Source organism: Lysinibacillus sphaericus (genome assembly GCF_006864135.1).
In the GTDB taxonomy this organism is placed as follows: domain Bacteria; phylum Bacillota; class Bacilli; order Bacillales_A; family Planococcaceae; genus Lysinibacillus.
Window position 1 is genome coordinate 235,817 of sequence record NZ_SADV01000006.1, and the last position, 26,485, is coordinate 262,301.

General features: G+C 34.9%; 26 protein-coding genes. 7 read left to right on the top strand and 19 right to left on the bottom strand.

Going from position 1 to position 26,485, the window contains the following annotated elements; translation table 11 throughout:
- Positions 1-14: 14 nt before the first annotated feature.
- The 6 genes from nagA to C7Y47_RS10270 all read right to left on the bottom strand — a co-directional run bounded on the left by nagA (position 15) and on the right by C7Y47_RS10270 (position 6,770).
- Positions 15-1,193: an N-acetylglucosamine-6-phosphate deacetylase gene (nagA, locus tag C7Y47_RS10245; protein WP_142508692.1), complete on the bottom strand. Its 1,179-nt coding sequence runs from the start codon at positions 1,191-1,193 to the stop codon at positions 15-17.
- Positions 1,190-1,855 (bottom strand): YesL family protein, encoded by a 666-nt coding sequence (locus tag C7Y47_RS10250; RefSeq protein ID WP_142508693.1) that lies wholly within the window; start codon positions 1,853-1,855, stop codon positions 1,190-1,192. Before C7Y47_RS10250 ends, nagA begins: the two co-directional genes overlap by 4 nt.
- Before the next feature lie 222 nt (positions 1,856-2,077).
- Positions 2,078-3,691: an extracellular solute-binding protein gene (locus C7Y47_RS10255; protein ID WP_142508733.1), complete on the bottom strand. Its 1,614-nt coding sequence runs from the start codon at positions 3,689-3,691 to the stop codon at positions 2,078-2,080.
- Positions 3,692-3,715: 24 nt separating this feature from the next.
- Entirely contained in the window at positions 3,716-4,594 is an 879-nt protein-coding gene (locus tag C7Y47_RS10260) for a carbohydrate ABC transporter permease (RefSeq protein WP_255505119.1), read from the bottom strand.
- Between the two features lie 13 nt (positions 4,595-4,607).
- Positions 4,608-5,600, bottom strand: a complete 993-nt coding sequence (locus C7Y47_RS10265; RefSeq protein WP_142508695.1) for an ABC transporter permease — start codon at positions 5,598-5,600, stop codon at positions 4,608-4,610.
- A gap of 18 nt (positions 5,601-5,618) precedes the next feature.
- Complete coding sequence (locus tag C7Y47_RS10270; RefSeq protein ID WP_142508696.1) at positions 5,619-6,770, bottom strand: Gfo/Idh/MocA family protein; 1,152 nt, start codon at positions 6,768-6,770, stop codon at positions 5,619-5,621.
- A 541-nt stretch (positions 6,771-7,311) separates the two neighbouring features.
- Here C7Y47_RS10270 and C7Y47_RS10275 point away from each other — a divergent pair.
- Together C7Y47_RS10275 and C7Y47_RS10280 are read left to right on the top strand one after the other, a co-directional pair.
- Positions 7,312-8,088, top strand: coding sequence for an ABC transporter ATP-binding protein (locus C7Y47_RS10275; RefSeq protein ID WP_142508697.1), 777 nt, complete (start codon positions 7,312-7,314; stop codon positions 8,086-8,088).
- Positions 8,089-8,090: 2 nt separating this feature from the next.
- Positions 8,091-9,725, top strand: coding sequence for a hypothetical protein (locus tag C7Y47_RS10280; protein ID WP_142508698.1), 1,635 nt, complete (start codon positions 8,091-8,093; stop codon positions 9,723-9,725).
- Positions 9,726-9,748: 23 nt separating this feature from the next.
- On the opposite strand, the gene C7Y47_RS10285 is transcribed toward C7Y47_RS10280, so the two are convergent.
- From C7Y47_RS10285 to C7Y47_RS10340, 12 genes are all read right to left on the bottom strand, one after another.
- A complete protein-coding gene (locus tag C7Y47_RS10285; protein WP_142508699.1) occupies positions 9,749-10,363 on the bottom strand; it encodes an ABC-2 transporter permease in 615 nt (204 codons plus the stop codon).
- A gap of 88 nt (positions 10,364-10,451) precedes the next feature.
- Positions 10,452-10,829 carry a GntR family transcriptional regulator gene (locus C7Y47_RS10290; protein WP_132361203.1) on the bottom strand — a complete coding sequence of 126 codons (378 nt, stop codon included), beginning with the start codon at positions 10,827-10,829 and terminating at the stop codon, positions 10,452-10,454.
- 343 nt (positions 10,830-11,172) lie between these two features.
- Complete coding sequence (locus C7Y47_RS10295; protein WP_142508700.1) at positions 11,173-11,787, bottom strand: ABC-2 transporter permease; 615 nt, start codon at positions 11,785-11,787, stop codon at positions 11,173-11,175.
- Positions 11,788-11,791: 4 nt separating this feature from the next.
- Positions 11,792-12,649, bottom strand: coding sequence for an ABC transporter ATP-binding protein (locus C7Y47_RS10300; protein WP_142508701.1), 858 nt, complete (start codon positions 12,647-12,649; stop codon positions 11,792-11,794).
- 240 nt (positions 12,650-12,889) lie between these two features.
- Complete coding sequence (locus tag C7Y47_RS10305) at positions 12,890-13,195, bottom strand: monooxygenase (protein ID WP_142508702.1); 306 nt, start codon at positions 13,193-13,195, stop codon at positions 12,890-12,892.
- Positions 13,196-13,393: 198 nt separating this feature from the next.
- A complete protein-coding gene (locus C7Y47_RS10310; protein ID WP_142508703.1) occupies positions 13,394-13,897 on the bottom strand; it encodes a GNAT family N-acetyltransferase in 504 nt (167 codons plus the stop codon).
- A gap of 156 nt (positions 13,898-14,053) precedes the next feature.
- Positions 14,054-14,254, bottom strand: a complete 201-nt coding sequence (locus tag C7Y47_RS10315) for a helix-turn-helix domain-containing protein (protein ID WP_142508704.1) — start codon at positions 14,252-14,254, stop codon at positions 14,054-14,056.
- Between the two features lie 78 nt (positions 14,255-14,332).
- A complete protein-coding gene (locus C7Y47_RS10320) occupies positions 14,333-14,797 on the bottom strand; it encodes a helix-turn-helix transcriptional regulator (protein ID WP_142508705.1) in 465 nt (154 codons plus the stop codon).
- Between the two features lie 307 nt (positions 14,798-15,104).
- On the bottom strand, positions 15,105-15,680 hold the full coding sequence (locus tag C7Y47_RS10325) for a GNAT family N-acetyltransferase (protein WP_142508706.1): 576 nt from the start codon (positions 15,678-15,680) through the stop codon (positions 15,105-15,107).
- A gap of 155 nt (positions 15,681-15,835) precedes the next feature.
- Complete coding sequence (locus tag C7Y47_RS10330; RefSeq protein ID WP_142508707.1) at positions 15,836-16,117, bottom strand: CD3324 family protein; 282 nt, start codon at positions 16,115-16,117, stop codon at positions 15,836-15,838.
- Positions 16,118-16,306: 189 nt separating this feature from the next.
- Positions 16,307-17,323, bottom strand: coding sequence for a DUF4179 domain-containing protein (locus C7Y47_RS10335; protein ID WP_142508708.1), 1,017 nt, complete (start codon positions 17,321-17,323; stop codon positions 16,307-16,309).
- Positions 17,320-17,784 (bottom strand): RNA polymerase sigma factor, encoded by a 465-nt coding sequence (locus tag C7Y47_RS10340; protein WP_142508709.1) that lies wholly within the window; start codon positions 17,782-17,784, stop codon positions 17,320-17,322. The genes C7Y47_RS10335 and C7Y47_RS10340 overlap by 4 nt, the downstream gene beginning before the upstream one ends.
- A gap of 410 nt (positions 17,785-18,194) precedes the next feature.
- Here C7Y47_RS10340 and C7Y47_RS10345 point away from each other — a divergent pair, with 410 nt between their 5' ends.
- Positions 18,195-19,859: a methyl-accepting chemotaxis protein gene (locus C7Y47_RS10345; RefSeq protein WP_142508710.1), complete on the top strand. Its 1,665-nt coding sequence runs from the start codon at positions 18,195-18,197 to the stop codon at positions 19,857-19,859.
- Positions 19,860-19,907: 48 nt separating this feature from the next.
- Here the strand turns inward: C7Y47_RS10345 and C7Y47_RS10350 are convergent, their stop codons facing one another.
- Positions 19,908-21,680, bottom strand: a complete 1,773-nt coding sequence (locus C7Y47_RS10350) for an oleate hydratase (RefSeq protein WP_142508711.1) — start codon at positions 21,678-21,680, stop codon at positions 19,908-19,910.
- Positions 21,681-22,335: 655 nt separating this feature from the next.
- On the opposite strand from C7Y47_RS10350, the gene C7Y47_RS10355 reads away from it, so the two are divergent.
- The 4 genes from C7Y47_RS10355 to C7Y47_RS10370 all read left to right on the top strand — a co-directional run bounded on the left by C7Y47_RS10355 (position 22,336) and on the right by C7Y47_RS10370 (position 26,316).
- Complete coding sequence (locus tag C7Y47_RS10355; protein WP_142508712.1) at positions 22,336-23,391, top strand: FecCD family ABC transporter permease; 1,056 nt, start codon at positions 22,336-22,338, stop codon at positions 23,389-23,391.
- Complete coding sequence (locus C7Y47_RS10360; protein WP_142508713.1) at positions 23,388-24,404, top strand: FecCD family ABC transporter permease; 1,017 nt, start codon at positions 23,388-23,390, stop codon at positions 24,402-24,404. Before C7Y47_RS10355 ends, C7Y47_RS10360 begins: the two co-directional genes overlap by 4 nt.
- A gap of 15 nt (positions 24,405-24,419) precedes the next feature.
- On the top strand, positions 24,420-25,232 hold the full coding sequence (locus C7Y47_RS10365) for an ABC transporter ATP-binding protein (protein ID WP_142508714.1): 813 nt from the start codon (positions 24,420-24,422) through the stop codon (positions 25,230-25,232).
- Between the two features lie 142 nt (positions 25,233-25,374).
- Positions 25,375-26,316, top strand: coding sequence for an ABC transporter substrate-binding protein (locus C7Y47_RS10370; RefSeq protein ID WP_142508715.1), 942 nt, complete (start codon positions 25,375-25,377; stop codon positions 26,314-26,316).
- The last annotated feature ends 169 nt before the right edge of the window (positions 26,317-26,485 follow it).

Genomic DNA, 26,485 nt, shown 5'->3' on the forward strand with positions numbered 1-26,485 from the left:
TGCCTATCGATATATCAATTCTTTTCAAAGGCTAGATTCCCTAAGCAAAAGGTTTTCTCTATTTCCCCCTCAGCATTAAGCCAAATAACATCTGCATCTTTCCCTACAGCAAGAGAGCCTTTACGATTGGAAACTCCTAAATGAATTGCTTGATTTAGAGAAACAAGACGAACTTGTTCGATTAGTGAAAGTGTCAGCCACTCTTCTATGTTTTTTCTTGCTGTATTCATAGTCAAAACACTTCCTGCTAAGGAGCCTGTTTTACGTTGAATACAGCGATTATCAAACACTTCTACTTCTTCGCCACCTAATGTATAAATACCGTCTGGCATGCCCTTTGCACGCATACCATCAGTAATGACAAGCATGCGATTCAAACCTTTCATTTTACGAACCATCAACAGCAAATCTTTATGAAAATGTATATTGTCTGGAATCAGTTCAACATAGACATCATCTTCTAATAGCACTGCCCCTACAACACCTGGATCGCGATGATGAATGCCTCTCATTCCATTAAATAGATGGGTTGCATGTGTAATACCAGCTCTTATGGCACCGATAGTCATATCATAAGTAGCATCGGAGTGACCAATAGATGCAATCACATCTTTACTTTTCAATGCCCGAAGTAATTCAAAATTCACATCTTCCTCTGGTGCAAATGTGACCAAGCGAATTAATTGATTTGACTTGTCATATAAATCATTAAATTGCCTAGCATTTGGTTTTAAGATTGATTCCTCTGGCTGCGCTCCCTTTTTTAAGCGATTAATAAATGGACCTTCCAGGTGAATTCCTAGCATTTCAGCTACCGCAGTAGGCTGTTCTTTGTTATAAAATGCAAGTGCTTCGATAGCAGCTTCAATTTCTGACATAGGACTTGTCGTCGTTGTTGCTAAAAAAGCGGTTACACCTTCGCTTGCTAAATATTTTGCGATTTGTGCATAATGAGCAGGGACGCCATCCATAAAGTCATGCCCTAAAGCACCATGTACATGTATATCAATCATCCCAGGGATAATATAGCCTTGTTGCTGACAATCAATAATATTGTCGGCAGAAGTCAACGGAGGGCAATTGTTCATTTCATCAATTGCTGCAATTTTCCCATCAACCATTTGTAAAAAACCATTCGTTAAAATGCCTTCTTCCATCACAATATTGGCATGAATGATCCATGTTTTGTTCATGAAGTCACCCCTTCATTGGGATAATGTTCTGCTTTTATTTGTGCTTCAGCTTCCGTTTTCTTTTTGAAAATATGCGATGACATCCAAGATAAAAATAAAGCTGTTAAACTAACGCCGAAAAACGGCAATAATCCTGGAATCCAACTAAAAATGCGATATAATATGGCCATCCCTACAATAGAGCCAATCATTTGAAGTGGATATGCTACGCTAAATAATATCGAAACAGCAAAGTAACGGATAGGTGGTAGCTCATAATGAGCGTATATTTGGAAAATATTCAATACCATAATGCAAAATAGACTACTAATCGTCACAAATAAGGTAAGCAATAGTAAACCTGTCACCCCATGAAACGATGAAATTATTTGGAAATTAATTGTTAAAAAGTAACCGATACTTAAAATGATAATGCCTATTTTATTCGATGAAATAAACTCTATTTTATATGTCTTCCAATATGTTTTGACAAGTAGTTTTAAATCGTCCTCCCCTTGCAATCTTTTACGTAATGTTGTAAACATAGCAACAGTTGCGGGAGTAATCCCGAATAAAACAAGTCCAAGTAAGGTTAAGCCAATCCACATTAACTGTAACACTGCCAACAATGTTATTAATTCAACTGTCCAGTATAATTTCCCTTTCCATCCTTCAAATTTCATTTACTTTGCCTCCCTACACTAGAAATCCATGCACGACTAAAGTCGCCGCTATGTCTCATTCTTATCTCATATTAACTGGCAGTAAGGCATCCGCATAAAAAAGAATGAGTACGTTGAAGCACAACTGCCAGTAAATGTTCGATTAGTTCGAGACAATAGGTTGTTGGTCACACAAGCGTTGTCATAGGAAGTAGCGTTTTAGCCCGTGTTCTTTGGTACACTTTATTTTTTTGTACGGTCATATGCTGCTTGGGCGACTTTCATATATTTCTCTAAGCCCATCTTCTCAATTGTTTTCTTATAGTCATCCCATTTGTCGAAGCTTGCCTTACCTGTAATAAAGCTTGCTGTCACCTCATCCACATATGTTTGAATGTCTGTTAAAATAGCTGACACTTGTTCATTTTCCTCTAATGTGAAGTTTAAGCCTGGAATAATGTCTTCATCTTTCAATGCATATGGCATTACTTGCTGAGCATTGTTAATTGAATTTTCTTTCGCTTCTGCCCCTTGGAAATACTTTTGTGTAACGATTCCAGGGTAGTAACCGCCTGGCCATGTTAAGTAGTCGCTTATTGCTTGGTCTAAGTTTTTACCATCAGGGTTATTGGTAATGTTATCTACATACTTTACATTACCAGCCGCATCTTCCTCGTAAGTTACACCTTTAAAGCCCATGAAGAACATTTTTGCTCCCTCATCACCATATAAATGGTCAATCCATCGTACCATTGCTTCAGGATTTTTTGCTTTATCGGTTACAACAAACATTCCTAAATTACCAAGACCGTTAGACATAGCCGTATATTGACGATCTCCATTAGGGCCTTCTAATACATGCGCACCTACATAACCATCTAATTTGAACAGTTCTTTCGGATCTACTTCACTTAGCATACCGAAAGTTCCTTTACCCGCTTCAGCAGCGAATTTTTGGGGCTCCGTTGTAAATACATCTTTATTGATTAAATCTTCACTATACAATTTATTTAAAAATTCAAGCAATTGTTTGTATTCTTCTGTTGTTGGAACGAAGCGGAATTCTTCAGTTCCTTCTTTAAAGTCTAAATTCGGATTCATCGTTCCTTGTTTGTTCAAGCCGAATGAACCCCTTAAATAATCAATAAATTGCTTAATTCCATAACCAGATCCCCAGCCTTGCTCGTCCTGTTGACCGTTACCGTTTGGATCGTTTTCTTTAAATGCTTTAAGCACTTTATATAAATCTTCTGTCGTTTCAGGTGATTTTAAGCCTAGTTTATCTAGCCATTGCTGGTTGATCCATGGTGCTCCTACACGAAGTGACTCAAACTTTGGATCATAGATTGTTGGGAAACCATAGATATTTCCATCTGCCATCGTAATCCCTTGCTTTACAGTCGGGTATTCTTCTAAAAGCTTTTTGAAATTCGGCGCATATTTATCAATATAATCATTTAATGGTATGAATACGCCTTGCTGACCATACTTCAGTAAATCAGTTCTTGAGAAAGCCGATGCAAAGAAGATTTCTGGATAGTTCCCTGCTGCTAAAAGTAAGTTCTTTTTATCTGCTAATACTTCGGTTTGAACGGTTGTCCAATTAATATGGATATTAGACATTTTTTCGTATTCTTTCCATAGCATTAAGCTATTCCAATCTTGTGAGGCAAAAAACTTAGCTGCAAAACCATCTACTTCAATTTTATCTTTAGCAATAGGCATCCCCGTAGCATTCACATTATCAGGGTTGCCGCTTGTACTTGCTTTATTTTCTTTATTATCTGAACAAGCTCCTAAAATACTAGCTGCTAACATCATAGTTGCCATCAAACTATATACACGTTTCTTTTTCATCGCCATTTAAATCGCTCCTTTTCTTTAACCTTTTAATGAACCAATCATGACACCTTTTACAAAATATCTTTGTAAGAACGGATAAAGCATTAGCATTGGTAGGTTGGCAATGATTAAAACAGCATATTTCAACCCTTCAACGCTAAGTTTTTGAGCTAGAAAGCTTTCTGAAGTTGCTTGAATCATATCATCGGCTTGTCCTTGAATTAAGATTTGTCTAAGTATAAGTTGGAGTGGAAACTTGCTTTGGTCTTGTAAATAAATTAAAGCTTGAAAATACGAGTTCCAATGTCCTACTGCATAGAATAAAACCATTACGGCCATAACAGGGAATGATAGCGGTAGGACAATACTCCATAAAATTCGAAAGTTTCCCGCTCCATCAATCGTAGCGGATTCCTCTAATTCATGAGGAATCGATTGGAAGAATGTTCGCATAATAATAATGTTCCATACAGCAACAGCATTCGGAATAATCATGACCCAAAATGTATTAATCATGCCTAAGTCACGAATTAATAAGTATGTTGGTATTAACCCTCCGCTGAAAAACATCGTGAATACCATAAATGCCATAATGAAACCTTTACCTTTCAAATCTCTACGTGAAAGAGGATAGGCAGCACAAATTGTCATCACAATATTCAATACCGTTCCGAAAAATGTGTACTTCAATGTATTGATAAATCCATTAATTATATCTGGATTTTGAAATACCTTTTTATATGCTTCAACAGTAAATTCCTTTGGCCATAACCACATATCACCCGAGATAACATACTGCGGATTACTTAATGAAGCACTTAATACAAAAAGCAATGGGTAAAGAACGATAATCGCAACAATTGCTAAAAAAATATAATTAAAGATTGTAAACGCTCGATCGCCTTTCGATTCTTTCAATTTCACCACTCCCTTACCATAGGCTTGTATCACTTACTTTTTTCGCTATTTGGTTTACCATAATGAGCAGGATAAAGTTAATGATAGAGTTGAATAAACCTACAGCCGCTGAAAAGCTATACTGCGCTTCTAAAATCCCACTTCGATAAACAAAGGTTGAAATGACGTCCGAAGTCGACATATTTAAATCATTTTGCAATAAAAATACTTTCTCAAATCCAATCGCCATAACTGATCCTACGTTCAAGATAAATAGGATAACAATTGTTGGCATAATCGCTGGGATGTTAATATGAATAATTCTCTGGAATTTTGAAGCCCCATCCATCATTGCTGCTTCATGCTGCGCTGGATCTACCGCCGATAAAGCTGCAATATAAATAATGGAACTCCACCCCATTGTTTGCCATACGTCTGATAGTACATAGATTGACTTAAACCATGCTGGCTCTGAAATGAAATCAATCGGCATACCACCAAACAACATGATAACTTGGTTAATCATCCCGTCTGACTTTAAGAAAAGTAATAACATACCGACAACGACTACTGTTGATAAAAAATGCGGTGCATAAATAATGGTCTGTACAAACTTTTTAAAGCGAAGACTTTTCACTTCATTTAACAGTAACGCAATAATAATCGGTACAGGGAAAGATACTAGTAGCGTAAATACACCAATACCAATTGTATTTTTAATTAATCTCCCAAAATAATAACTGTCAAAGAAGCGTTCAAAATGCTTAAAACCAACCCATGGACTACCGATAATCCCCTTTGTAGCGATAAAATCCTTAAAGGCAATTTGCAAACCGTACAACGGGTAATAATGGAAAATCAAAAAATAAAGGATCACAGGGACTAATAATAAATAAAGCTCCCAATTTTTTCTGATAGACTTCTTCCACTCTATCCAGTGATTCCTCTTTACTTTTGATTGCTTTTTGAACAAACGCTTTGTTTTAAATGGCTTTTCTTCAACGGTTGTTTCATCCAAAAGCGTCATACATACACCCCCTATTTATCAATGCTGTAGAATAGTAGATTCCTGTGAAATTTCAACAACTCCTCCCCCATTACGGAGCGATTCCGTTGCTGCACAGCCAACTGCTACGCTCATACGACCAGCAAATGGAGTTGTTAAAGGCTCTTTATTGTAAAGTATTAACTCTACGAAATCTTGCGCAATTTTAGGATCTGCTCCCCCATGGCTTCCTTCCTCGGGTTTCATTTCATAAACAACATCACTAAGCTCTTCCCAGGAATTAGATTTACGTGTCTTCAAATAAATTTTATTGTTCACATCATCATTTTCGATACGCCCTTTCGTACCGATAAATGTATAATTTCGTGAATAATCTGGGGTGAAGTGACATTGTAAATAGGAAGCTTTTATACCACCTTCTAATTCCATAATGAGCATGTTATTATCCTCAACATCTATTTCTTCTCGGAACGCACATTCCGTGAATGTATGTGGGACATATTCTGGACATGTTGTTTTCTGGTCACATGTTGGACATGTTAACGTATTTGGTTTATCTCCACCGTAATAATCTAAGCTACCAAATGCAGATACTTTCGTCGCATGTTTTCCAGAAATCCAATGAATCACATCTAAATCATGTGAGCCTTTTTGCAACAACAGGGATGTTGTATTTTTGGAATTACCGTGCCAATCATGATAATAGAAGTAACCGCCAAAGCCAACAAAGTGGCGGACCCATATGGCTTTTAATTCTCCAATAGCGCCCGAATCGATTAAGCCTTTCATTGTTTGATACATACTCATATATCGCATATTAAAACCGACCATTAGATGCTTCCCTGATTTTTTCCATATATCTAAAATTCGATCGCAGCCCTCCACTGTAATCGCTAAAGGTTTTTCAGCATATACGTGCTTTCCTGCTTCTAAACAAGTAATAATATGCTCTTCATGTAAATAATCCGGTGATAAGACGGCAATAGCATCAATATCGTCTCTTGTTAATAATTCCTTATAATCCTTCGTTAAAAATAAAGGTGTTTCAAATTTATCTTGAAATTTATCTAAACGTTCTTGAGAAATATCAGCTAAAGCAACAATTTCTGATTCCCCATCAGGCTTATGCCAGTATTGAGCTAAACCTCCTCTTAATCCCGCTCCGATTACGCCAATGCGTACTTTCTTCATTGATGTTCCCCCTCTAAAAATTCTGCATTTATTTGTATTAAGTAAACGTTTACATTTGATACTGATTTTACCAATCATCCACAACAACACAACTACATGACAACACGTTGTAGGTACAAGTTAGATCAAAATAGTATAGCGAATATTCCAAAAATTACGATGAAATAAATATATAATTCTAACCATAAATATGTCAATACCCCAAATTTTAGTCATAATCTCTTCTAGAAAAGTTGACTCATTCGAAAATGCAGAAAATTCAATACATTCATAAAAGCTCAACCTCTTAGTAAAAAAAGATATTATTCCTTCGCAATAAACTAAAATTCCCACCTTATAATGGTAATCCATAGATTATATAATATAGGAGCAGGAATATTACACCATTTATTATAGGTTACATAATAATAATGGATATTTTCTCTAAATCAATTACACTAAACATACGTTAAAGTGAAGCTTTAATATTGGAGGAGGTTTTCTTCATCCTCCATCGTGGCTCACCGCCCGTTAATGTAGGATTACAGAAAGGAGTTACAACATGGAAGAAATATTGACGATTACGAATTTGACGAAGAGTTATGGTAGTAAGGAAATATTAAAAGGGATCGACTTGCACGTCTCGCGAGGGGAAATAATTGGTTATATTGGCCCGAACGGTGCAGGTAAAAGTACCACTGTCAAAATCATTTTGGGGATCGAAGGTGATTACGGTGGAGAAATTAAGCTTTTCGGAGAGAATATCGGAAAAGACAGCATTGAATATAGACGGCGAATTGGCTATGTACCAGAAATAGCAGATGTGTACGATAATTTAACTGGTTACGAGTATTTAACCTTCATCGGCCAGCTTTATGGCCTTGAATTAGAAATCGCTGCGGATAAATCAAAATCCTTAATGGAATTGTTTGGTGTTGGTGAAGCGTATCATTCAAGGATATCTTCTTATTCAAAAGGGATGCGGCAAAAGCTATTAATTATCGCTAGCCTTATACATAATCCCGATTTGTTATTTTTAGATGAACCGATCAATGGATTAGATGCGAATAGTGTGATGATCTTTAAAGAAATTTTGCTTCAACTGGCTGCCCAAGGAAAAACTATATTTTATTCCTCTCATATTATGGATGTTGTCGAAAAAATCAGTAGTCGCATCATCCTGCTGAATGATGGGAAAATCGCTGCCGATGGGACATTTGCCCAACTTCAGGCAGACAATACCGAAGGAACTCTGGAAAAGATTTTCAACCAATTGACAGGCTTCCATGATCATCAGGAAATTGGTGAAAAATTCGTTTCTATTGTGCAAGAGGTATGATCATGAAAGATTTCAAAACTTTACAAGTGCTTGATAAGATACAATTTGTTTTTGTGAAAATGGGCGTCGATTACGAAATGATGAGAAAAATCCTCCATATTAAACTAACAATGGATGAACGTAAAGTACCGACAATATTTAACCAAGCATCAAATAAAAAAAACAAAGAGCAAAAGAATGGCTACATCAAATCTTTATGGATTTATGTTTTAATGGGACTTATGCTAGTTCCTTTTATGGGGTTTGGTCAAAACTATCTTTTCCAAATGAGTATTGCTTATGCAATGATTATTTTTATTATCATGACAACATTGATTTCTGATTTTTCTTCGGTACTTTTGGATGTACGGGACAGAAGTATCCTATCAACTAAGCCTATCTCTGCTAAAACGATCAATGCGGCCAAGTTTATGCATATTTTCATTTACTTGACGTATTTAACTATTGCATTCACTGCCATTCCCCTTATGGTGGGCCTATATAATCAAGGGATTGTATTCTTTATTTTAACTGTGCTCTTACTCGTTTTAATGAATATTTTTATTGTTGTATTAACTGCTATTTTATATATTGCTATTTTAAGATTCTTTGATGGAGAAAAGCTGAAAGATATCATCAATTATGTACAAATCGGCTTATCATTAATGTTGATGATTGGCTATCAAGTTCTTATTAGATCCTTTGAATTCGTTAATTATGATATGGCGCTAGCATTTCATTGGTGGAGTATTTTTCTAATCCCTATGTGGTTTGCCGCTCCTTATGAACTACTACTAAACGGTGACAACTCTTTATTTACAGTGGTGTTCAGTATGTTTGCTGTCGTCATGCCAATCATCTCGATATGGCTTTATCTAAAACTGATTCCAACTTTTGAACGGAATCTGCAAAAACTATTAAACACAAGCAAATCGAAAAAAGATAAGAACAATCGACTTAAGACTCTTTTGTTAACAATCATTTGTAGAACGAATGAAGAAAGAGCTTTCTACCGCTTTGCTTCCCTTATGATGAAACAGGAGCGAGAGTTTAAACTGAAAGTATATCCATCTTTAGGATTTTCTTTTGCCATTCCGTTTATTTTTATGTTTTCCTTTTCAAGGCACGAAGGTGTTGATTATGCCGTTAGCATGGGCTATTTAAATATTTATTTCAGCATGCTAATTATTCCTTCAGCTGTACTCATGCTTGGACATTCAGGAAAATATAAAGCAGCTTGGATCTATAAAGTCTTTCCAATCAAAGACTATACAAACTTGAAAAAAGGAAGCTTAAAAGCATTTTTGATGAAGTTGTACATTCCATTATATATTTTTCTAAGCATCATTTTCTGCTTCATTTTTGGTACGAGAATTATCTTAGATTTACTAATTGTTTTAGTAACAAGCTGCATGTACACCGCCATTTGTTACATCGGCATGGGAAGCAACATTCCTTTCACAAAGCCCTATAATGAAGTTGGCGATGCCCAAAGCTGGAAAACGCTTATATTGCTTATCCCATTAGGTGCTTTGGCGGGACTGCATTACTTCCTGACTTCTCATACTACTTATGGGGCAATCATTTACTTAATCGTGCTTGTCATCACGAATTTCGTTCTATGGAAGCTTGCCTTTAAGCTTACGAAAACGGCTTGAGCCTGAGCTCAAGCCGTTTTATTTTAAAAAGCTTTTCTCTCATATATACGAATAGATAGTAGCCATGACCCAATAAATAAAATAATAACCGTAATGCTAGCTACAACATACATTTGCGTTTCTTGTAAAGTCAAGAATTTTCGTGCTAATTCTCTTAATATATCATTTATAGGAACTAGTAAACTAATGGATAACATATAAATACCAAATAAAACACTTAAAGCAATCAATAAATATTGCGTTTTAAATTTATAGGAGAATGGAAACATGAGTGATATAACGACCATCACTAGACCAATAATAAGCAACATCTCTTTCCATATGAAAAGATTCCCTTTTCCATTTATGAGGAAATCCCCCACATAAATCATGAAAACAAATATTGTTGTAAATATCAGTGAACCTATATATTTTGAACTGACAATTTCCTTTCTCGTATATGGTAGAGAATTAAGCAAAATATTAGCATTGTCTTTTTCATCGTAAGCGAAAGCATTTAGTATAAATATTACACTATAAAGAAATCCCAAAAATAGTAGGGAGGGTACACCTGCCCATAAGTAGAGTATTATAGTAGCAATGTAAAATAAAATTAATTTCTTTTGTATTAAAACATCCTTAAGTATAAGGTTAATCATCCAATTACCATCCTTTTTCTTATATTACATACTATCTTTAAACTTAGGCTTAAATATATTCACCACACGAATTTAACAGCTGTCTCCATCACTCATCCTCTGAATACAATAGTGTGAGCATTTCTTTAAGCTCTGCTAAGCCAATATTCATTTCTTTAGCATTTTGGATGGCAATCAATAGATTTTCTTCGATTACCTTTACTTTTCTTTCTCTTATCATTTCCGTATTTTGCTCTGAAATGAACGAACCTTTCCCCACAATAGAATAAATAAATCCGTTTTTCTCTAGCTCTTCATAAGCGCGTTTTGTCGTAATAACGCTAATTTCTAAATCCTTTGCAAGCTGTCGCATAGACGGCAATGACTGCCCCTCTTGTAATTCACCTGATAAAATCAGCTTTTTGATTTGACTATAAATTTGCTCATAAATCGGTTCTTTTGAGCTGTTTGAAATAATAATTTGCATGCAAATACCTCTTCTTTATTTTTATGTGTCAGCACCGAAGACGTTGGTTATTCTGTTAGCATGAGCAATTTTTATTTCAGCATGCTAATGACTCGTCAGTTGTACTTATGTTTGGACATTCAGGGAAATATAAAGCCATTTAATGTCTTTCCCATAAAGATTACATTGTCTATAGTTTAGAGTATAATTTTCTGCCTCACGAAAATTACCTTAGATTTATTAAATATGTTAACATACTGTCATTTGTTATAGCGGTATCGGAAACCACGGTCGGCGATAGACATTATGTTTAAGCGTACTTAAACAGCTTGAGCCTACATTAACTGGCTCAAGCTGTTTTATTTCAAAAGACTTTTTTCGCATATATTCGAATAGATAGTAGCCACGATCCTACATATAAAATAATGATTGTAAAGATAGCTACAAAATACATTTGTGTTTCTTGTAAAGTCAGAAACTTTTGTATCAGTTCCCTTAATGTATCATTAAAACTAGGGAATAAATATTTAATGGTTACCAAATATATACCAAATAAAGTACCTGAAGCAATCATTAATGCTTGCGTTTTAAATTTATAACAAATTGGCAGTATGAATGATATAGCGACCATAACAAGACCGATAATTATCACTATATCTTTCAATAAAAACAATGTCTCTTTTCCGTTTAAGAGGAAATTACCTAAATACGTAATGAGTATAATTAGTGATGTATATATCAATGAACCTATATATCTCGAACTAACAATTTGCTTTCTCGTATATGGTAGCGAATTAAGTAAAATATTAGCATTATCTTTTTCATCGTAAGAAAAGGACATGGTAATAATCGCTAAACTATATAAGAATCCTATTTTCACTAGGGACACATTTATTAATAAATAAAGAATAATAGTAGCAATGTATAATACAATCATTTTCTTTTGTATTAAAATATCTTTAAATATAAGGTTAGACATGCAATCACCATCCTTTTTTCGTATAGTACATAATATCTTCAAGCGTTGGTTTTTCCACAATAACAGAATCCCCAAATATTTTTGCCACACGATTTTTATCCGCTGTTAATGCCTCAAAGCCTATGTTCGATTTTCGAATTGCCACAAACTCTCGTTCCGTTTCTTGATCCAATAAATTCAATGTCCCTTTGACAATAGCATATTCCTCTTCAATCTTATAAAACTCCTTCGTGAATATATGTTCACCGTTATGAACAAAGGTAATATAATCCGCAATTCGGTCTAAATCTGTTGTTATATGTGTCGAGAAGAAAATCGTTTTATCTTCATCTTGCATTAACTCATGTAGAATATTTAGTAGCTCCCTACGAAATATCGGATCGAGCCCAGCAGTTGGTTCATCCATAATAATTAATTCTGCATGATGAGCTAGCGCTATAGCTAACGAAGCTTTCATCTTCATTCCCTTTGAAAAGGTCTTCATATATTTGTTCAATGGTAGTTCAAACTGATCAACATAACGTTGAAAGGCGTCATCATCCCAGTTTTTATAGGCTGGTTTAATAATCCTTTTCATATCTTTTAACGTTACATTTTCATAAAAGACGTTTTCATCATAGACAAAACCAATACGTTCCTTTATGTCTTTTTCATGCTTCTTATAATCCATCCCAAACACTGAAACAGTACCACTATCTTGCTTTAGCAAGTTCATAATCAATTTGATTGTTGTAGACTTTCCTGCACCATTGCCCCCGATAAATCCAGTTACAAAGCCCTTTTTTACGTTAATAGAGAAATCTTTTATCTGAAATCCCTTAAAAGATTTATGAACATGCTGTAATTCAATGACATTTTCCATTCTTCACCCTCCGTATGCAATAATGTAAGCATTTCCTTGAGCTCTTAAAGGCAAATTCCTACATATTGTATATATACTCTATGTACAATATATACACAATAAACATATTTTGCAAGTAAAATTATGATTGAAAATAAAAAACGAAAACATGAGATTGTTAAATCACAAGCTCATGTTTGCTGTTTTTAATTATTTAGTTGATAATACTGCGAACTATGGCTCCCAATTAGCTTTAGCTAACTATTTAATTGGCGCATTATTAATTGTTGATAATACTTCATTTACCTCGAAGATCTTCCCACGAATATCGGTAATGCCAAAACTTATTAATCGTTCTGAATGCATAGTTAAATATTTCTCTGCTGCTGTTTTGGTTTCAAATAAATATATCCCACCAGCTTCTTTAGTCGCAGCATTCTCAGTCCAAACCTTCCAAATCATACCCGACTCTTCATTAATACTTTTTGCTAAATCAGTAAATCCCTCGGACATTTCTTCACCGAATGGCCCGTCCATTGTAAAATCAACTTGTAATAAATATTTCATGATTAAACTCCCCCTTTTATTTTTCCTATAACAATTAGTAATTTTTATGGTTCTTCATCATGATGTGTGGTGTGATTTCCGTTCCGAGGGCGCTTTTTAGCTGCCGCTTCGCCTCGTAATGATCCACAAAAGTATCGAATTGAAAAAAGTATCATGATTCGTTTAAACACTATCTTTTTAACTATCCCTCTGAAGGATTTAGCGTTCCAACATATAATCGATAAACTGCAGCTTTTTGCCATTCATTTCGAACTTATTATCACTTATACACACTTGTTTAAAACCATTCTTTTCAAGAACCCTTTGAGATGCAATATTATTTGTTGTTGTTTTTGCTTTAATCTTTTTGACGCGGATTTCTGTTTCTAATAGTAGTTTTAAGGCTCTAGCCGCTATTCCTTTGCCCCCATATTCTTGTCCCACTCTATAACCGACTTCTGCTATATCATTCGTTGTATCTATATCTACTAAATTAATTCTTCCAACAATACTGCCTGAGTTATCTTTTATTAAGTAGAATTTCGATTTATTTTCTTGTTGTTCTGTTAAAAGCTCCCTATGTCTTATTTTAAATGTCTCAAAATTATAATAGTCTTCTCCACGACCAGGTACCATTTGTTCAAAAAATAGTCTATTATTCTTTTCAAACTCAAACAATTCTTCTGCATCGCGTTCTTGTAAGCAAATAATTGAAATTTCCAAGCTAATTCATCCCCCTCATCCTTTATGCCTCAAATCCAAATTTGTAAGAAAAAAGCAAAAAACAAACTCTTTACGCTATCATACATAAGAGTTTGTTTTTAATCTATTGGAATCTTGAAATGAAGAAATGTATAACCATTCGAATAAAGAGAAAAATCAACCATCTAAATCTTTTAATCGTCTCCGAATAGTAGCTTCAGAAACGCGAAATATTCGTGCAATTTCCCGATTACTTTTTCCAGCATCCTTTAACTGCAGCAACTTCGATTCGTTTATAGCTACTTTTGGCCGTCCATTTGAATTTCCCCCACGCCATTCCTTATTTTTCTTTTTACTTCTCAAAAATTTCCCGAGCATTTCCTCACCTTCTCATGCGTCATAACTCTATATTATCAGTTTTATAGCCTCTTTATAAAAAAGAAAGTAGACCGATATCTACTCTCTTGATTGTTTAGGAAAAATATAAAAATAAAAAACGAAACCAATGATAATTGCGGGCGGTAAAGCAATTGCTATATTTTGCACAAATTCACTTGCAAGCAATTTGAAAATCTCAATAATATCCTTAGATAAAATGTTTTGATACTGTTCTGCACCTGCCAAACCTCTAATTATTAAGGTTACAGTAAAAATAATGATATAACTAATTAAGCTATATTTAATACTTAATTTTACTTTTTCTTTATCGTCGTTCTTTTCCTCTATTAATAATGTTTCCACGCTGATATCAAGAATCTCCGATATTTTCAGCATATTTCTCTTACTTGGATAACCATTTCCAAGTTCCCATTTGGATATAGACTTATCACTTACTTCCAAAATTTCAGCTAGTTCTTGTTGGGTGATTCCTTTTTCTTCTCGATATCTTTTTAGTTTTAAACTTAAAATATTTTTCTCCATTTTATTTCCCTCCCATTACCTTAATTTATGGTTATTATCACATATTGGTATTTCTATTTATAGGAATTTTAGAAAATAGAGAAAAATAGACCACTATATAAAAGTGCGACAAAACTTATTAAATAGGTTTTTGTCGCATTTTTATAAGTCCATATAATAATCCGTTTCATGGATATATTCTATATATATCACAAAGCTTAATCACCATCACTTTAGATCTTTGAGATTATTTTGATCCAATAGAAAGATACAGTCGGCTCTTTCTAGGCACTTTTTTATTGGAAGCCCTCTGCGATTACTATATAGCTTATATATGCTTCTTCGAAAACTCGGTATGCAACAAACTATAGATCAACATGTCTTTACATTCTCCTGTAATGCTATGGCATTCAAACTGTCTTAAGCAGCCTTCTTCCTTAAAGTTGAATTTCGACAATAACTTCTTTGAAGCTATATTTTCTTCTGTCACAATTGCCTGTATTCTTACTAGACCTAACTGATTAAATCCTATTGATAATACTTCTTTAATAGCTTCCGACATAATGCCACGATGCCAATACTCTTCAGATAATTCATAGCCAATTTCAGCTCGTTTACCTGCAAATTCACTTAAGAAAATGGTGCCAATAATTTCATCTGTTTCTTTGTTAGCAATCGCAAAACGAATAATCCAACCTTCGTCATAGCCTTTGTTCCAAAAATGAATTACCTCATAACTTCTTTCTAAAGTTTCTGGCCCATTCCAATCAAGATAACGATATACATTTTCATTTGAATAATAATTGAATAGTGCAGGAGCATCCTCCAACTTCAACTTTCTTACTATAATCCTTTCAGTTTGAACTGTTGGAAAAGGGGTTCCTAATAATTCAGAAAAGTTCATTTTCTTCTCTCCTTTTTTGAATGAATATCAAAATAAACTAAAGATGAAAATTCAAAAGAAGCTGATTAAATTATACCCTGCCTAGATTGCCTGAAAAAACCTCATATATATTTCATAAAAGAAAATAAGCCAATGCGGTCAAAAACCACACTGACTCATTCTATTCTTCTTCTTTTCTCTTTTAATACAATTCTTTGAATACTCTTTAAGGACAAATAATATTTTTCACCTAAAGTAGCCGTGTCCGCTCCCGATAGATAATCGTTATAAATATTAAAGTCTCTTTTATCCAATTCTTTTCTTGTCGCAGTATTGGACCCCCAGTCCTTTTTATGTTCTGCTCTCCGTGGTATATAAATATATTCACCATCAACATATTCTTGGATTAACTCTAACAACTCAGCTGGTAGAATATGCTTTGCTTTTTTATAGCTCATTTTTGCACTCCTAAACATAATATTTTTTAGGAAGAGCAAAGGCTATTTCATTTATTTTATATTGCAATAGCCTTTGCTATGCAAAAAAAGTATACCTTCTCATCAAACAATCCCCCCTTGTATTCCTGTAATTTTACCCATACTATACCATATAACCCAAAAAAGTTTTATAGATTCCTGTACGCTCTATTATTCTTTACTTATTAATTTTAATTTTTCATAGCCCTTTATATGTAAGCTTAGTTGTTTTTCCTTATTCCAAATACTATATGGGTATACTAAATTAACAACGGTTTTCCCATCTTTCAATTCTGTAGTAACGCCCCTTGCATAAAAGGACTTTCCTTTTTCATTTATTAATGCCCATTCAAAAAATTGATTTTCATCCTTGGAAAGATCTGCGTCGACCATTAAAGATACATGCATAGAGCCATTCGTAAGGGTTGCTGATTGTAATTGAATGCCCTCAACAGGTTTTTCCGCTACAAATGATTGCGTTACAACCTTTGTTGGTGTCAATGTAAATGGCCATTCCCCATCAATAGAGACAATCCCTTTCTTCTCTGTATAGAAATGAATTGTTTCAATTACTAATTGAGCGTTATCTAAGGAAGGCCATGCCATCTTTTTGGATTCTAATAAAAGTTCTACTATTATAGATTGATCGTTCTCTTTTAGCGTATTCATATATGGGCTCGCAGCAATGACTGTTGGCGCGAGAGGCTTTGTGTCTGACACGAGGGAGTCAATTTCTTTCCCAGCCGAATCATACATACGATATTCAATGTTCACGTTATAAATATCTTTTATATCCATATCTTTCGGTAAAATTTCCATTCCCAACCCTACTCGATAGGCATCAGCAAATGTATTTTTAAGTGTAACCGTAACATCTTGTGAACTTTGCGATATACCAATATATTGTACCTCCCCGTTTTGACTAGCAAGTTCAATCCCAGCGTCCTCGAACCCTAGAAACGCTTTTAGTTTGGCCATTGCTGTATCATTAGACAAAATCATACCCGAAGCGAGCACTGCACATGCAGCCGCAGCTGAAATAGGCTTCAACCAACGTTTTTTTGTCTTTTTCTTGGATTGAGAGCGAATCTCTGTATATGAACGATCAAAAGCTTTTTGCACAATATCCGGTATTTCTTGTTCTCTATTCATTTCCTCATGTAAACGGTCGTCTAATGATTTTTTCATAGTAATTGAACCCCCTCAACATAATAATTATTTTTCAAATATTGCTTTGCTCTAGAAATCCTCGACTTAATCGTCCCTTCTGATTCTTGAAGAAATTCGCTAATTTCCTTTGTCGTGAGTCCATTCACATAATAAAGCGTTAAAGCAATGCGATAGCTTTCATCTAGACTTTCTAATGCCTCATCAAGTTCAAGTGAAATTTGATCTTGGTGTCGTAGTTCATGCAATGTCGTCACATTTAGTGGTACAGTACGCTGACCCTGCTTCATAAAGCGATAGCAGTTATTTAAAAGAATGCGACAAAGCCATGTATGAAAATATTTTGCTTCTTTTAGAGAATCTATTTTTTCAAACGCAGTCAGTATTGTGTCCTGTAAAAGATCTGCAATGTCCTCATCTTTCAAACCAAGTCGTTTTGCTGTCTGATAAAGCGTTATTTCGTATTGATGGATTAATTGTATAAACGCTTCTCCATCTCCCTTCTTTGCTTTTTTTTACAAGAATCTCGGATTTCATATAATCACCTCTTTTTCTCTTTACATACCGTTAGAGCATTATGATTGATAGTTAGTTGCATCGATTTATTATTTTATTACACTAAAAAGCCGACGAAATAAAGGTCGGTTGCCGCCTGCTATTAATTTAAAACGATTAACACTGTTTACTCTCCCGAAATAGGTATTTCCGATCTGTTCAAGGTTTTATAAAGTTGTCGAAAAATTGAAGGACTATTAGCCCCTGTTTTGTCACAAACTAAGTAACAAGTCTCTCAATATATTATTGACATTCCTGCTTCATTCCATAATACTATACTTAAAATTTGAGTTTTTTTAGGCATAAAGTTCCGACAAAACTCAAAGGAGGAAACTATTTGAAAAACAGAAGCATTAAGCGACGATTATTGTTTTTTACATTAAGTTTGCTGTTATTGTCATCCGTAGTTAATTCCGTATTAGGTGTATGGATTGTTGGCAAAAATAGTAAAGAAGTTTTAATTGAAAAAGCTAATGAACAGGTCTATGAAATCGCCAAGCAAGCTGAAACTATATTAAATTCTGAGAACGATCCCATCCCATCTTTACAAGATTTTGTGGAGTCAAAAGCACAACAAGAGAATGTGACTTATGCTATTGTCATTGATAACAATGTAAAAGCTGTGGCGCATAGTGATAAAGGGAAATTAGGAAAAACATATGAGGATGCATACACAATCGATGGTGCTAAACACGGAAAAAAGCAATTTACGAGATGGTATGCTGAAGTTCAAGGTATTTGGACATACGACATCATGGAGCCTATATATAAAGATGGTGAACTTTATGGCGTAATTGACATTGGGGTGCCTGAAAGCGGCATTCAATCTATTACAAACTCTGTACTAGGCTATCAGATTGTTACAGGCATAGTGAGTTTTATCATTATAGGTACTTTAATGTGGTGGATTATTGGTCGCATTGTTGCTGCCATTAAGAATCTCGAAAAGGTTATTCATCAAACTGCAAGCTTAGACTTTACTGAAAATCCTGAGTTAGATAAGCTATTAAGTCATCAAGATGAAATTGGCCTTATGGCAAAAGGGATCTCTAGCATGCGCTCTGCATTAAAGAATGTTACCGTCAACATACATAACACTAGTTCCGAGTTATCAGATTCCTCTAACATTCTCATTCAAATCGCAGAAGATACGGTACGTACGACTGACGAAATTAGCTCAGCCATTAATGAAATGGCAAAAGCTACAGAAGAGCAGGCTCATGATACAGAAAAAAGTGCAGAACAATTAAATCAACTATCTGGAAATATTGATCGTGTTATTGAGCATACAGAGAAGATCGCTTCTATGACAGAAGATATAGGTCATTTAAGTAATCAAGGTGTAGAAACTGTCAACCAACTCTCTGTTTGGTCAGAGAAAAATCGCGAATCTTCACAACAGGTAAGTAACATCGTTCAAGAAGTAGATAAAACTTCATCTGATATATCAAGTATCGTTAATACAATTACAGATATCGCAACTCAAACAAATTTATTAGCTCTGAATGCATCCATTGAGTCCGCTCGCGTCGGTGAAGCCGGTAAAGGTTTCGCGGTTGTCGCTGATGAAATTCGAAAATTATCGGAACAGACATCTAATGCTACTGAGGATATTAAGAATAAAATCTCTGCCATTCAGGATATTTCTAAAAGTGCTGTGCAGGAAATTAGTACAAGTCTTAGTATTGTCGAACAAAATGCAAAAGCTACAAAGGATACTAGCGAAATCTTTCATACAATAAAGGTAGCTCTAGATCAAACGAGTGAAGTGGCACAAGGGGTGAAACATTTATCTCATGAGATGGATGAACGCAAGGAGCAAATCATTAGTGCCGTACAAAACATATCTGCTTCTGCAGTAGAAACCTCTGCTGGAACAGAACAAGTTTCCGCTTCCGCAAATGAACAACTTAAAAGCATTGAGACTGTCTCTGAAAAAGCTAAAGACCTAAATGCTATTTCCGATGCTTTAAGAGACGAAATGAAAAAATTCACTATTTAATATAAAAAAGCTGATTCAATTATGAATCAGCTTTTTTAGCACATATCTCTATATCAATTTACTTTCTTTCAGTAAATCATAGATGATTGTGTCTTTCGTTTTATGAATACCAAATTTACCTATTTGTTTTAACATAAATGGAGCATCTACATCTGTTAATTTTTTACCATCAAGTAAACGAGCAGTTGAAGATAATAAAGTACGAATGTCAAAAGTAGATGCAAATACTTCTGGAACGCCTCGATCAATATCTAATAATTGATAAACTGCTTCCATCGCTGTTCTCACTGAATACTCAGTTGTAAATACAGTGTCTCTTTCTGTTTCACTAAAGTTTCCAATGAAGGCTAGGTTAGCAGATCCATTAGGGACAACTAAAGGACGATCTCCCATTGCTCTAGGCATGAAGTAAGATGTTATATAAGGCATGTAACATGGAATTGTATTACAAGAATTTTGTGCTATATCCGGTATTTCGTCTACAGGCACACCCATATGGTATAACCACTCTTGTGCGATCTCAATTCCTGAACATTCCGTGATACTCTTTTTAATAAAATCACCTGGTTTATTAGATAGTAAACCATAAATCCAAACTACTAATTGGTCTTTTGGTTGACTTTTAAAATGCGGTTGTCGGTTCAGCGTATAACTTAGCATCCAATTAGAATCTGTAGCCGTTACAATACCACCTGTAACTACCTTGCCTGCATACGGATCTCTTTTACTAATTTTTTCAATATACGGAGCAACTCGATCATCCAAAGTAGTTAGTGTCGCTGAAACAAACCAACTTTCTTCTGGAAGGTTATCGCAGAATTTTTCTGGTTTACCAAAATCAGAATCTTGGGAAGCGATGTTTTTCCAAAGTGACCAACTTCCTCCTAAATCAGTACTTATAGGGGCTGGTGTATTATTGTCACCATAAGTTGTACTCTCCGTGATACTACCATTTGTTACAAACACTAATTCATTTTCTGTTAGCTCAATATTCTTTTTCACACCATTTTGTTTTAACACTAAAGTATGGGCTACTTTTTTATCGCCAACTTTATCAACTAAAACATTCTCTACAACCGTATTGAATTGGAAATCAACATTATGACCTTCCAAATATTTAATCATAGGAAGTACTAAAGATTCGTACTGATTATATTTTGTAAATTTCAAAGCAGATAAATCAGGTAGACCCCCAACATGATGAATGAAACGCATAATATAACGACGCATTTCCATTGCAGAATGCCATTTTTCAAAAGCAAACATCGTAGACCAATATAGCCAGAAATTCGATTCAAAGAACTCTTCAGAGAAAACATCTGTAATTTTTACATCCTCTAATTTCTCCTCAGGAGTAAAGAATAATTTAATCATTTCTTCAGATGCTTTATCAGATAATGTAAACTTGCCATCATCCTCAAGTCTTTGTCCTCTATTATCCATCAATCTACATTTTGAATAGTTAGGATCCTCTTTATTTAACCAATAAAATTCATCTAAAACAGAAGCGTTTTCTATTTCTAATGATGGGATTGAACGGAATAGATCCCATAGACATTCAAAATGATCTTCCATTTCTCGACCACCGCGAATAATAAAGCCTCTTGTCGGATTTAAAATACCATCAAGGCTACCACCTGAGATATCTAGTTCTTCGAGAATATGAATATTCTCTCCCTTCATTTGACCATCACGAATTAAAAAACATGCGGCTGAAAGTGAAGCTAACCCCGAACCAACAAGATACGCTGATTTCTCATCAACACCCTCTGGTTTTTTAGGACGTGCAAAAGCCTCATAATTACCATTACTGTAATACATAATACCGCCTCCATAAACTATTATCGTGATATAGCATACCATTATTTTGCACGATAATGGTAAAATGAGAGAGAAATTAACAAATAATTCAATTTTAAAGTTAAACTTTAAATATACTATACCCTATTATTTGACATAACAATTCATTGCATTTTTATAAATTATTCATCAATATCTTTATATCAAAGGGATTATGCAATACTTGAAAATTAGATTGCCCTTGTAGCGATAACCTATAAAGCACTTAGATTATTGTATGATTTCCTTCTATAAGATTAACTATAAAGCTGTAAAAGTATACAAACTTTTAAAGGTAGCCTCGCATAATTATTATAGTAAGAAAATAAAAAAGTTGATGATTCAACGGCCACATTTTCTATTCGAATTTATTATTATTTAAATAATTTAACTATCTACACTTCCCTCTTGAGATTCGCTTAATGTAAGCTCTTATAGCAAATTCAAATATGTAAAAATAAACAAAATTAATATATATTCAAAAATAATGTTTGACAATCTTTTAGGGTGCTATGTAGAATAGGACAAGTGATTATGAGAATCATTATCAATTAAGACAAAACATTATTTTTTTTATTGATGATTGAGAATGAATCTCATTTCAACGAATATATGTTGTTAGTTAGGATGGTAACGGATGGAAGCAAGCGCGAGGAACATAGAACAACAAGAAACGAATATGAAAAAGATTAAGAGCAGACCGCTTATTGCTTCTATTATTTTAATAGTAGGTACGATTTTATTAGCTTTAAGTATGGGCATGTCCATTTCATTTGGGGCTGCAGATATTAGCTTAAAAACTGTTTGGCAAGCTGTTTTTCAATTCGATGATTCACTTACACATCATAATGTCATTTGGGAGCTTCGTATTCCTAGAGCAATTGGAGGAGTAGTCGCTGGTACGTTTCTAGCAGTATCCGGAGCAATTATGCAAGGTATGACACGAAACCCTCTTGCCTCACCTTCTTTAATGGGTATTACAGATGGTGCGGTATTTGGAATTGCAATTACGTATGCATTTTTCCCTAATTCCCCATACATAATGTTTGTTCTTGCTTCTTTCATAGGTGCCGCGTTTGGCGCAAGTATTGTATATGGTGTAGGTGCTTCCTCACCCGGAGGGCTCACACCTGTGAAGTTAGCGTTAGCTGGTGCAGCGATTAGTGCACTGCTTGGGGCCATATCTTCTAGTATTGCACTTTATTTCAATCTTGCCCAAGAGATAAGCATGTGGAATGCAGGAGGCGTTTCAGGTGTGAAATGGGTAAGTATTGATATGTTGCTACCGATTGGGCTTGTTTGTCTTGTTATAGCAATTATAATGTCGAGATACATCACCATCTTAAGTTTCGGCGAAGAAATTGCGATTGGGCTTGGACAAAATACAACCTTAATTAAATTTATTGGAACTGTACTTGTGCTTGTTTTAACGGGTTCAGCAGTATCTATGGCAGGTTCTGTTGGATTTGTTGGACTTGTTATCCCACATATGACGCGTTTTCTTGTTGGATCTGATTATAGATGGGTCATTCCATGTTCAGCAGTATTAGGTGGTTTGTTAATAGAATGTGCAGATATGTTATCTCGTGTTATCAATCCTCCATTTGAAACGCCAATTGGTGCAATTACAGCTTTAATCGGTGTTCCATTCTTCCTTTACTTAGCTCGTAATGAAGGGAGGGGGAAAATATGAGGCAAAGTATCTTAACTAAAAAGAATATTTCAGTTTTAGCCATTTTAGCTTGCCTAATTGTGTCGGTATTCTTAATTAGCTTAAATACAGGAACGTTTAAAATACCACCAATAGATGTATTAAAATCGTTAATTGGGTTAGGGGCCGAAGATCAATCTGTCATTTTATTCGAGTTTCGTATGCCTCGAATGATTATCGCGATTTTAGTTGGCTCAGCGCTAGCGATATCAGGGGCTATCATGCAAGGTTTATCTAGAAATCCACTTGCTGACCCTGGAATTATTGGTATAAATGCTGGTGCTGGATTAACAGTTGTTGTTTTCGTCTATTTTTTCTTCGGGAAAGTTGAAACCGGTACGCTACTATCAGTATTCATTCTTCCGTTATTTGCGTTAGTTGGTGCTTTATTAGCAGCGGTTATTATTTATACACTTGCTTGGAAGAACGGCGTTTCATCCACTCGTTTAATTCTTGTAGGTATTGCAGTCGCAGCAGGATTTAGTGCTGTTAGTTTAATCTTCTCCATGAAAATGACTTCAAATGATTTTCGCTTTGCAACCATTTGGTTAGCAGGAAGTTTATGGGGAACAGATTGGAAGTTTGTATTAAGTGCACTTCCATGGATGCTCATATTTCTACCAATTGCATTTTGCAAGGCACATATATTGAATGTAATGAATTTAGGAGATGCAGCAGCGGTTGGCCTTGGTGTAAATGTAGAGAAGGAAAGACGTAAACTATTATTTATCGCCGTTTGTTTGGCCGGCGCATCGGTAGCTGTTGCTGGTGGTATTGGATTTATCGGATTAATGGCACCTCACCTCGCAAGGCGCCTTGTTGGAGGAAAACATCAAATTATGTTACCTACAGCAGCATTAATTGGTACTTTTTTATTACTATTTGCAGATTTAATTTCAAGAAGTGTACTAACAACTTCAGAAATACCAGTCGGTCTTGTTATTTCTATTATTGGTGCACCCTATTTTATATATTTACTTATGAAGACAAAGTAAAAGGAGTCTTTTTTGATGGTAACTTTAGCAGTTGATTCGGTATCCGTTGGCTACAATGAAGGATTAATAATAGATGGATTATCAGTGGCGATTCCCGAAGGAAAGATAACAACGATTATTGGACCTAATGGATGTGGGAAATCTACATTGTTAAAAACAGCTTCTCGTATTTTAAAGTCAAAACAAGGGACTGTTTATCTTGATGGAAAGGCAATTGACAAACAGTCAACAAAAGAAATTGCAAAGAAAATGGCGATTTTACCCCAGACAGCAGAAGTTCCGATGGGTCTTACTGTGTTTGAGCTTGTTTCATATGGTCGCTTTCCACACCAAAATGGATTTGGGACACTGAATGAAGAAGATTATCGCTACATCCATTGGGCACTTGAAGTGACAGGGATGACAGAGTTTGCAAACCGTTCAGCAGAAGCTTTATCAGGTGGCCAACGTCAACGAGTATGGATTGCAATGGCACTTGCTCAAGGAACGGACTTACTTGTATTAGATGAGCCGACAACTTACTTAGATATGGCTCACCAGTTAGAAATTTTAAAGCTTTTAAAAAAATTAAATCAAGAAGAAGGCCGTACAATCGTTATGGTCATTCATGATTTAAACCATGCTTCTCGTTTTTCTGATCATATGATTGCTTTAAAGGCTGGTAAACTGATTCACCAGGGAACTCCAGATGAAGTGATGACAAGTAAGACACTTCGAAATGTATTTGAAATTGAAGCACTAATCGTTTCATGCCCTGTAAACAGGAAGCCAATTTGTTTAACTTACGATTTAACAACGATTAATAATCTAGAGCAAATAAAAGCATAAAGGAAGGAACACTCCTCCTTTCTTCAAATAGATAGAGAAGGAGCATTCTAATGGGCGTTGAGCTTCTCATTTTAGCCTAAGAAGTTGAACACCCATTAGAATGAAATGGGTCACAAACAATTTATCCGGGAGGAACAAAATTATGAAGAAATTTAAACTAACGTTACTAACAATGGTATTAGTTGTTACATCTATACTATTTGCAGCTTGCTCTTCTGATAAAAAAGAAGAAGAAAAAACAGACGCTAAAACAGAAGAGCGTACAGTAGAGCATGCTAAGGGGGACATTAAAATCCCTGCTAATCCAAAAAAAATTGCTGACATTAGTGGTTCAACAGAAGAATTATTAATCTTTGGAATGAAACCAATCATTACTGCAAATACGTCTCAAGAAGAAATTGATCCACATATTGCAGATCAATTAAAAGATGTAAAACCAGTCGGCTCCGCTTGGGGTGACAACATTAACATCGAAGCAGTAGCTGCTGCAAAACCAGATTTAATTCTTATAAATGATCGTCAAGAAAAAATCTATGATCAACTATCTAAAATTGCACCGACTGTTATGTTAAAAACTCCATTAGATCAATGGCGTCCAAAGTTCGAGGAGTTAGGTAAAATCTTCGATAAAGAAAAAGAAACAGACGAATGGTTCAAACAGTATGACGAAAAAGCTAGCAAGTTACACGATAAAATCGTTGCTAAAACTGGTGATGCGAAGTTCATGAAAATGGCTGCATATCCAAATGCATTCCGTATATACGGTGACTATGGCTACGGTAGCGTACTCTTTAAAGATTTAAAATTACCAGCAGTTTCAGGTACACCATTGGATGAAGCATTAGTACAAGTACAAAAAGAAGCTTTAATTGACTACAATCCAGATTACCTATTCGTATTTACAACAGGCGACGGTTCTCAGCGCTTAAAAGAATTCCAAGAAGAGACAATTTGGAAAAACATGAATGCTGTGAAGAACAACCACGTATTTATTATTAAAAATGATGCGGTCAATAAAGGTTACTTCCCTCTTGGTAAAGAAATGATTTTAGATGAAATTGCTGAATTTGTTCTAGGGAAATAATAAATTTTTCCTTGAAGTAATTGCTGCTGGTGCTGCACTTTCGCGCCAAAAAAATGTGTTTGGATTTTGAATCGTTCCCGCAATTCATTCCTTTCAAAATCTGCAACATTAAAATGTACCCTATAAGATAGACACTAAAAAAAGTCTCTCTTACAGGGTACTTTTATTT

Bases quoted from the DNA above. Each gene is read 5' to 3' on its own strand.
- nagA (WP_142508692.1), bottom strand. From the start codon at position 1,193: ATGAACAAAACATGGATCATTCATGCCAATATTGTGATGGAAGAAGGC.
- C7Y47_RS10250 (WP_142508693.1), bottom strand. From the start codon at position 1,855: ATGAAATTTGAAGGATGGAAAGGGAAATTATACTGGACAGTTGAATTA.
- C7Y47_RS10255 (WP_142508733.1), bottom strand. From the start codon at position 3,691: ATGAAAAAGAAACGTGTATATAGTTTGATGGCAACTATGATGTTAGCA.
- C7Y47_RS10265 (WP_142508695.1), bottom strand. From the start codon at position 5,600: ATGACGCTTTTGGATGAAACAACCGTTGAAGAAAAGCCATTTAAAACA.
- C7Y47_RS10270 (WP_142508696.1), bottom strand. From the start codon at position 6,770: ATGAAGAAAGTACGCATTGGCGTAATCGGAGCGGGATTAAGAGGAGGT.
- C7Y47_RS10275 (WP_142508697.1), top strand. From the start codon at position 7,312: ATGGAAGAAATATTGACGATTACGAATTTGACGAAGAGTTATGGTAGT.
- C7Y47_RS10280 (WP_142508698.1), top strand. From the start codon at position 8,091: ATGAAAGATTTCAAAACTTTACAAGTGCTTGATAAGATACAATTTGTT.
- C7Y47_RS10285 (WP_142508699.1), bottom strand. From the start codon at position 10,363: ATGATTAACCTTATACTTAAGGATGTTTTAATACAAAAGAAATTAATT.
- C7Y47_RS10290 (WP_132361203.1), bottom strand. From the start codon at position 10,829: ATGCAAATTATTATTTCAAACAGCTCAAAAGAACCGATTTATGAGCAA.
- C7Y47_RS10295 (WP_142508700.1), bottom strand. From the start codon at position 11,787: ATGTCTAACCTTATATTTAAAGATATTTTAATACAAAAGAAAATGATT.
- C7Y47_RS10300 (WP_142508701.1), bottom strand. From the start codon at position 12,649: ATGGAAAATGTCATTGAATTACAGCATGTTCATAAATCTTTTAAGGGA.
- C7Y47_RS10305 (WP_142508702.1), bottom strand. From the start codon at position 13,195: ATGAAATATTTATTACAAGTTGATTTTACAATGGACGGGCCATTCGGT.
- C7Y47_RS10315 (WP_142508704.1), bottom strand. From the start codon at position 14,254: ATGCTCGGGAAATTTTTGAGAAGTAAAAAGAAAAATAAGGAATGGCGT.
- C7Y47_RS10320 (WP_142508705.1), bottom strand. From the start codon at position 14,797: ATGGAGAAAAATATTTTAAGTTTAAAACTAAAAAGATATCGAGAAGAA.
- C7Y47_RS10325 (WP_142508706.1), bottom strand. From the start codon at position 15,680: ATGAACTTTTCTGAATTATTAGGAACCCCTTTTCCAACAGTTCAAACT.
- C7Y47_RS10330 (WP_142508707.1), bottom strand. From the start codon at position 16,117: ATGAGCTATAAAAAAGCAAAGCATATTCTACCAGCTGAGTTGTTAGAG.
- C7Y47_RS10335 (WP_142508708.1), bottom strand. From the start codon at position 17,323: ATGAAAAAATCATTAGACGACCGTTTACATGAGGAAATGAATAGAGAA.
- C7Y47_RS10350 (WP_142508711.1), bottom strand. From the start codon at position 21,680: ATGTATTACAGTAATGGTAATTATGAGGCTTTTGCACGTCCTAAAAAA.
- C7Y47_RS10355 (WP_142508712.1), top strand. From the start codon at position 22,336: ATGGAAGCAAGCGCGAGGAACATAGAACAACAAGAAACGAATATGAAA.
- C7Y47_RS10360 (WP_142508713.1), top strand. From the start codon at position 23,388: ATGAGGCAAAGTATCTTAACTAAAAAGAATATTTCAGTTTTAGCCATT.
- C7Y47_RS10365 (WP_142508714.1), top strand. From the start codon at position 24,420: ATGGTAACTTTAGCAGTTGATTCGGTATCCGTTGGCTACAATGAAGGA.
- C7Y47_RS10370 (WP_142508715.1), top strand. From the start codon at position 25,375: ATGAAGAAATTTAAACTAACGTTACTAACAATGGTATTAGTTGTTACA.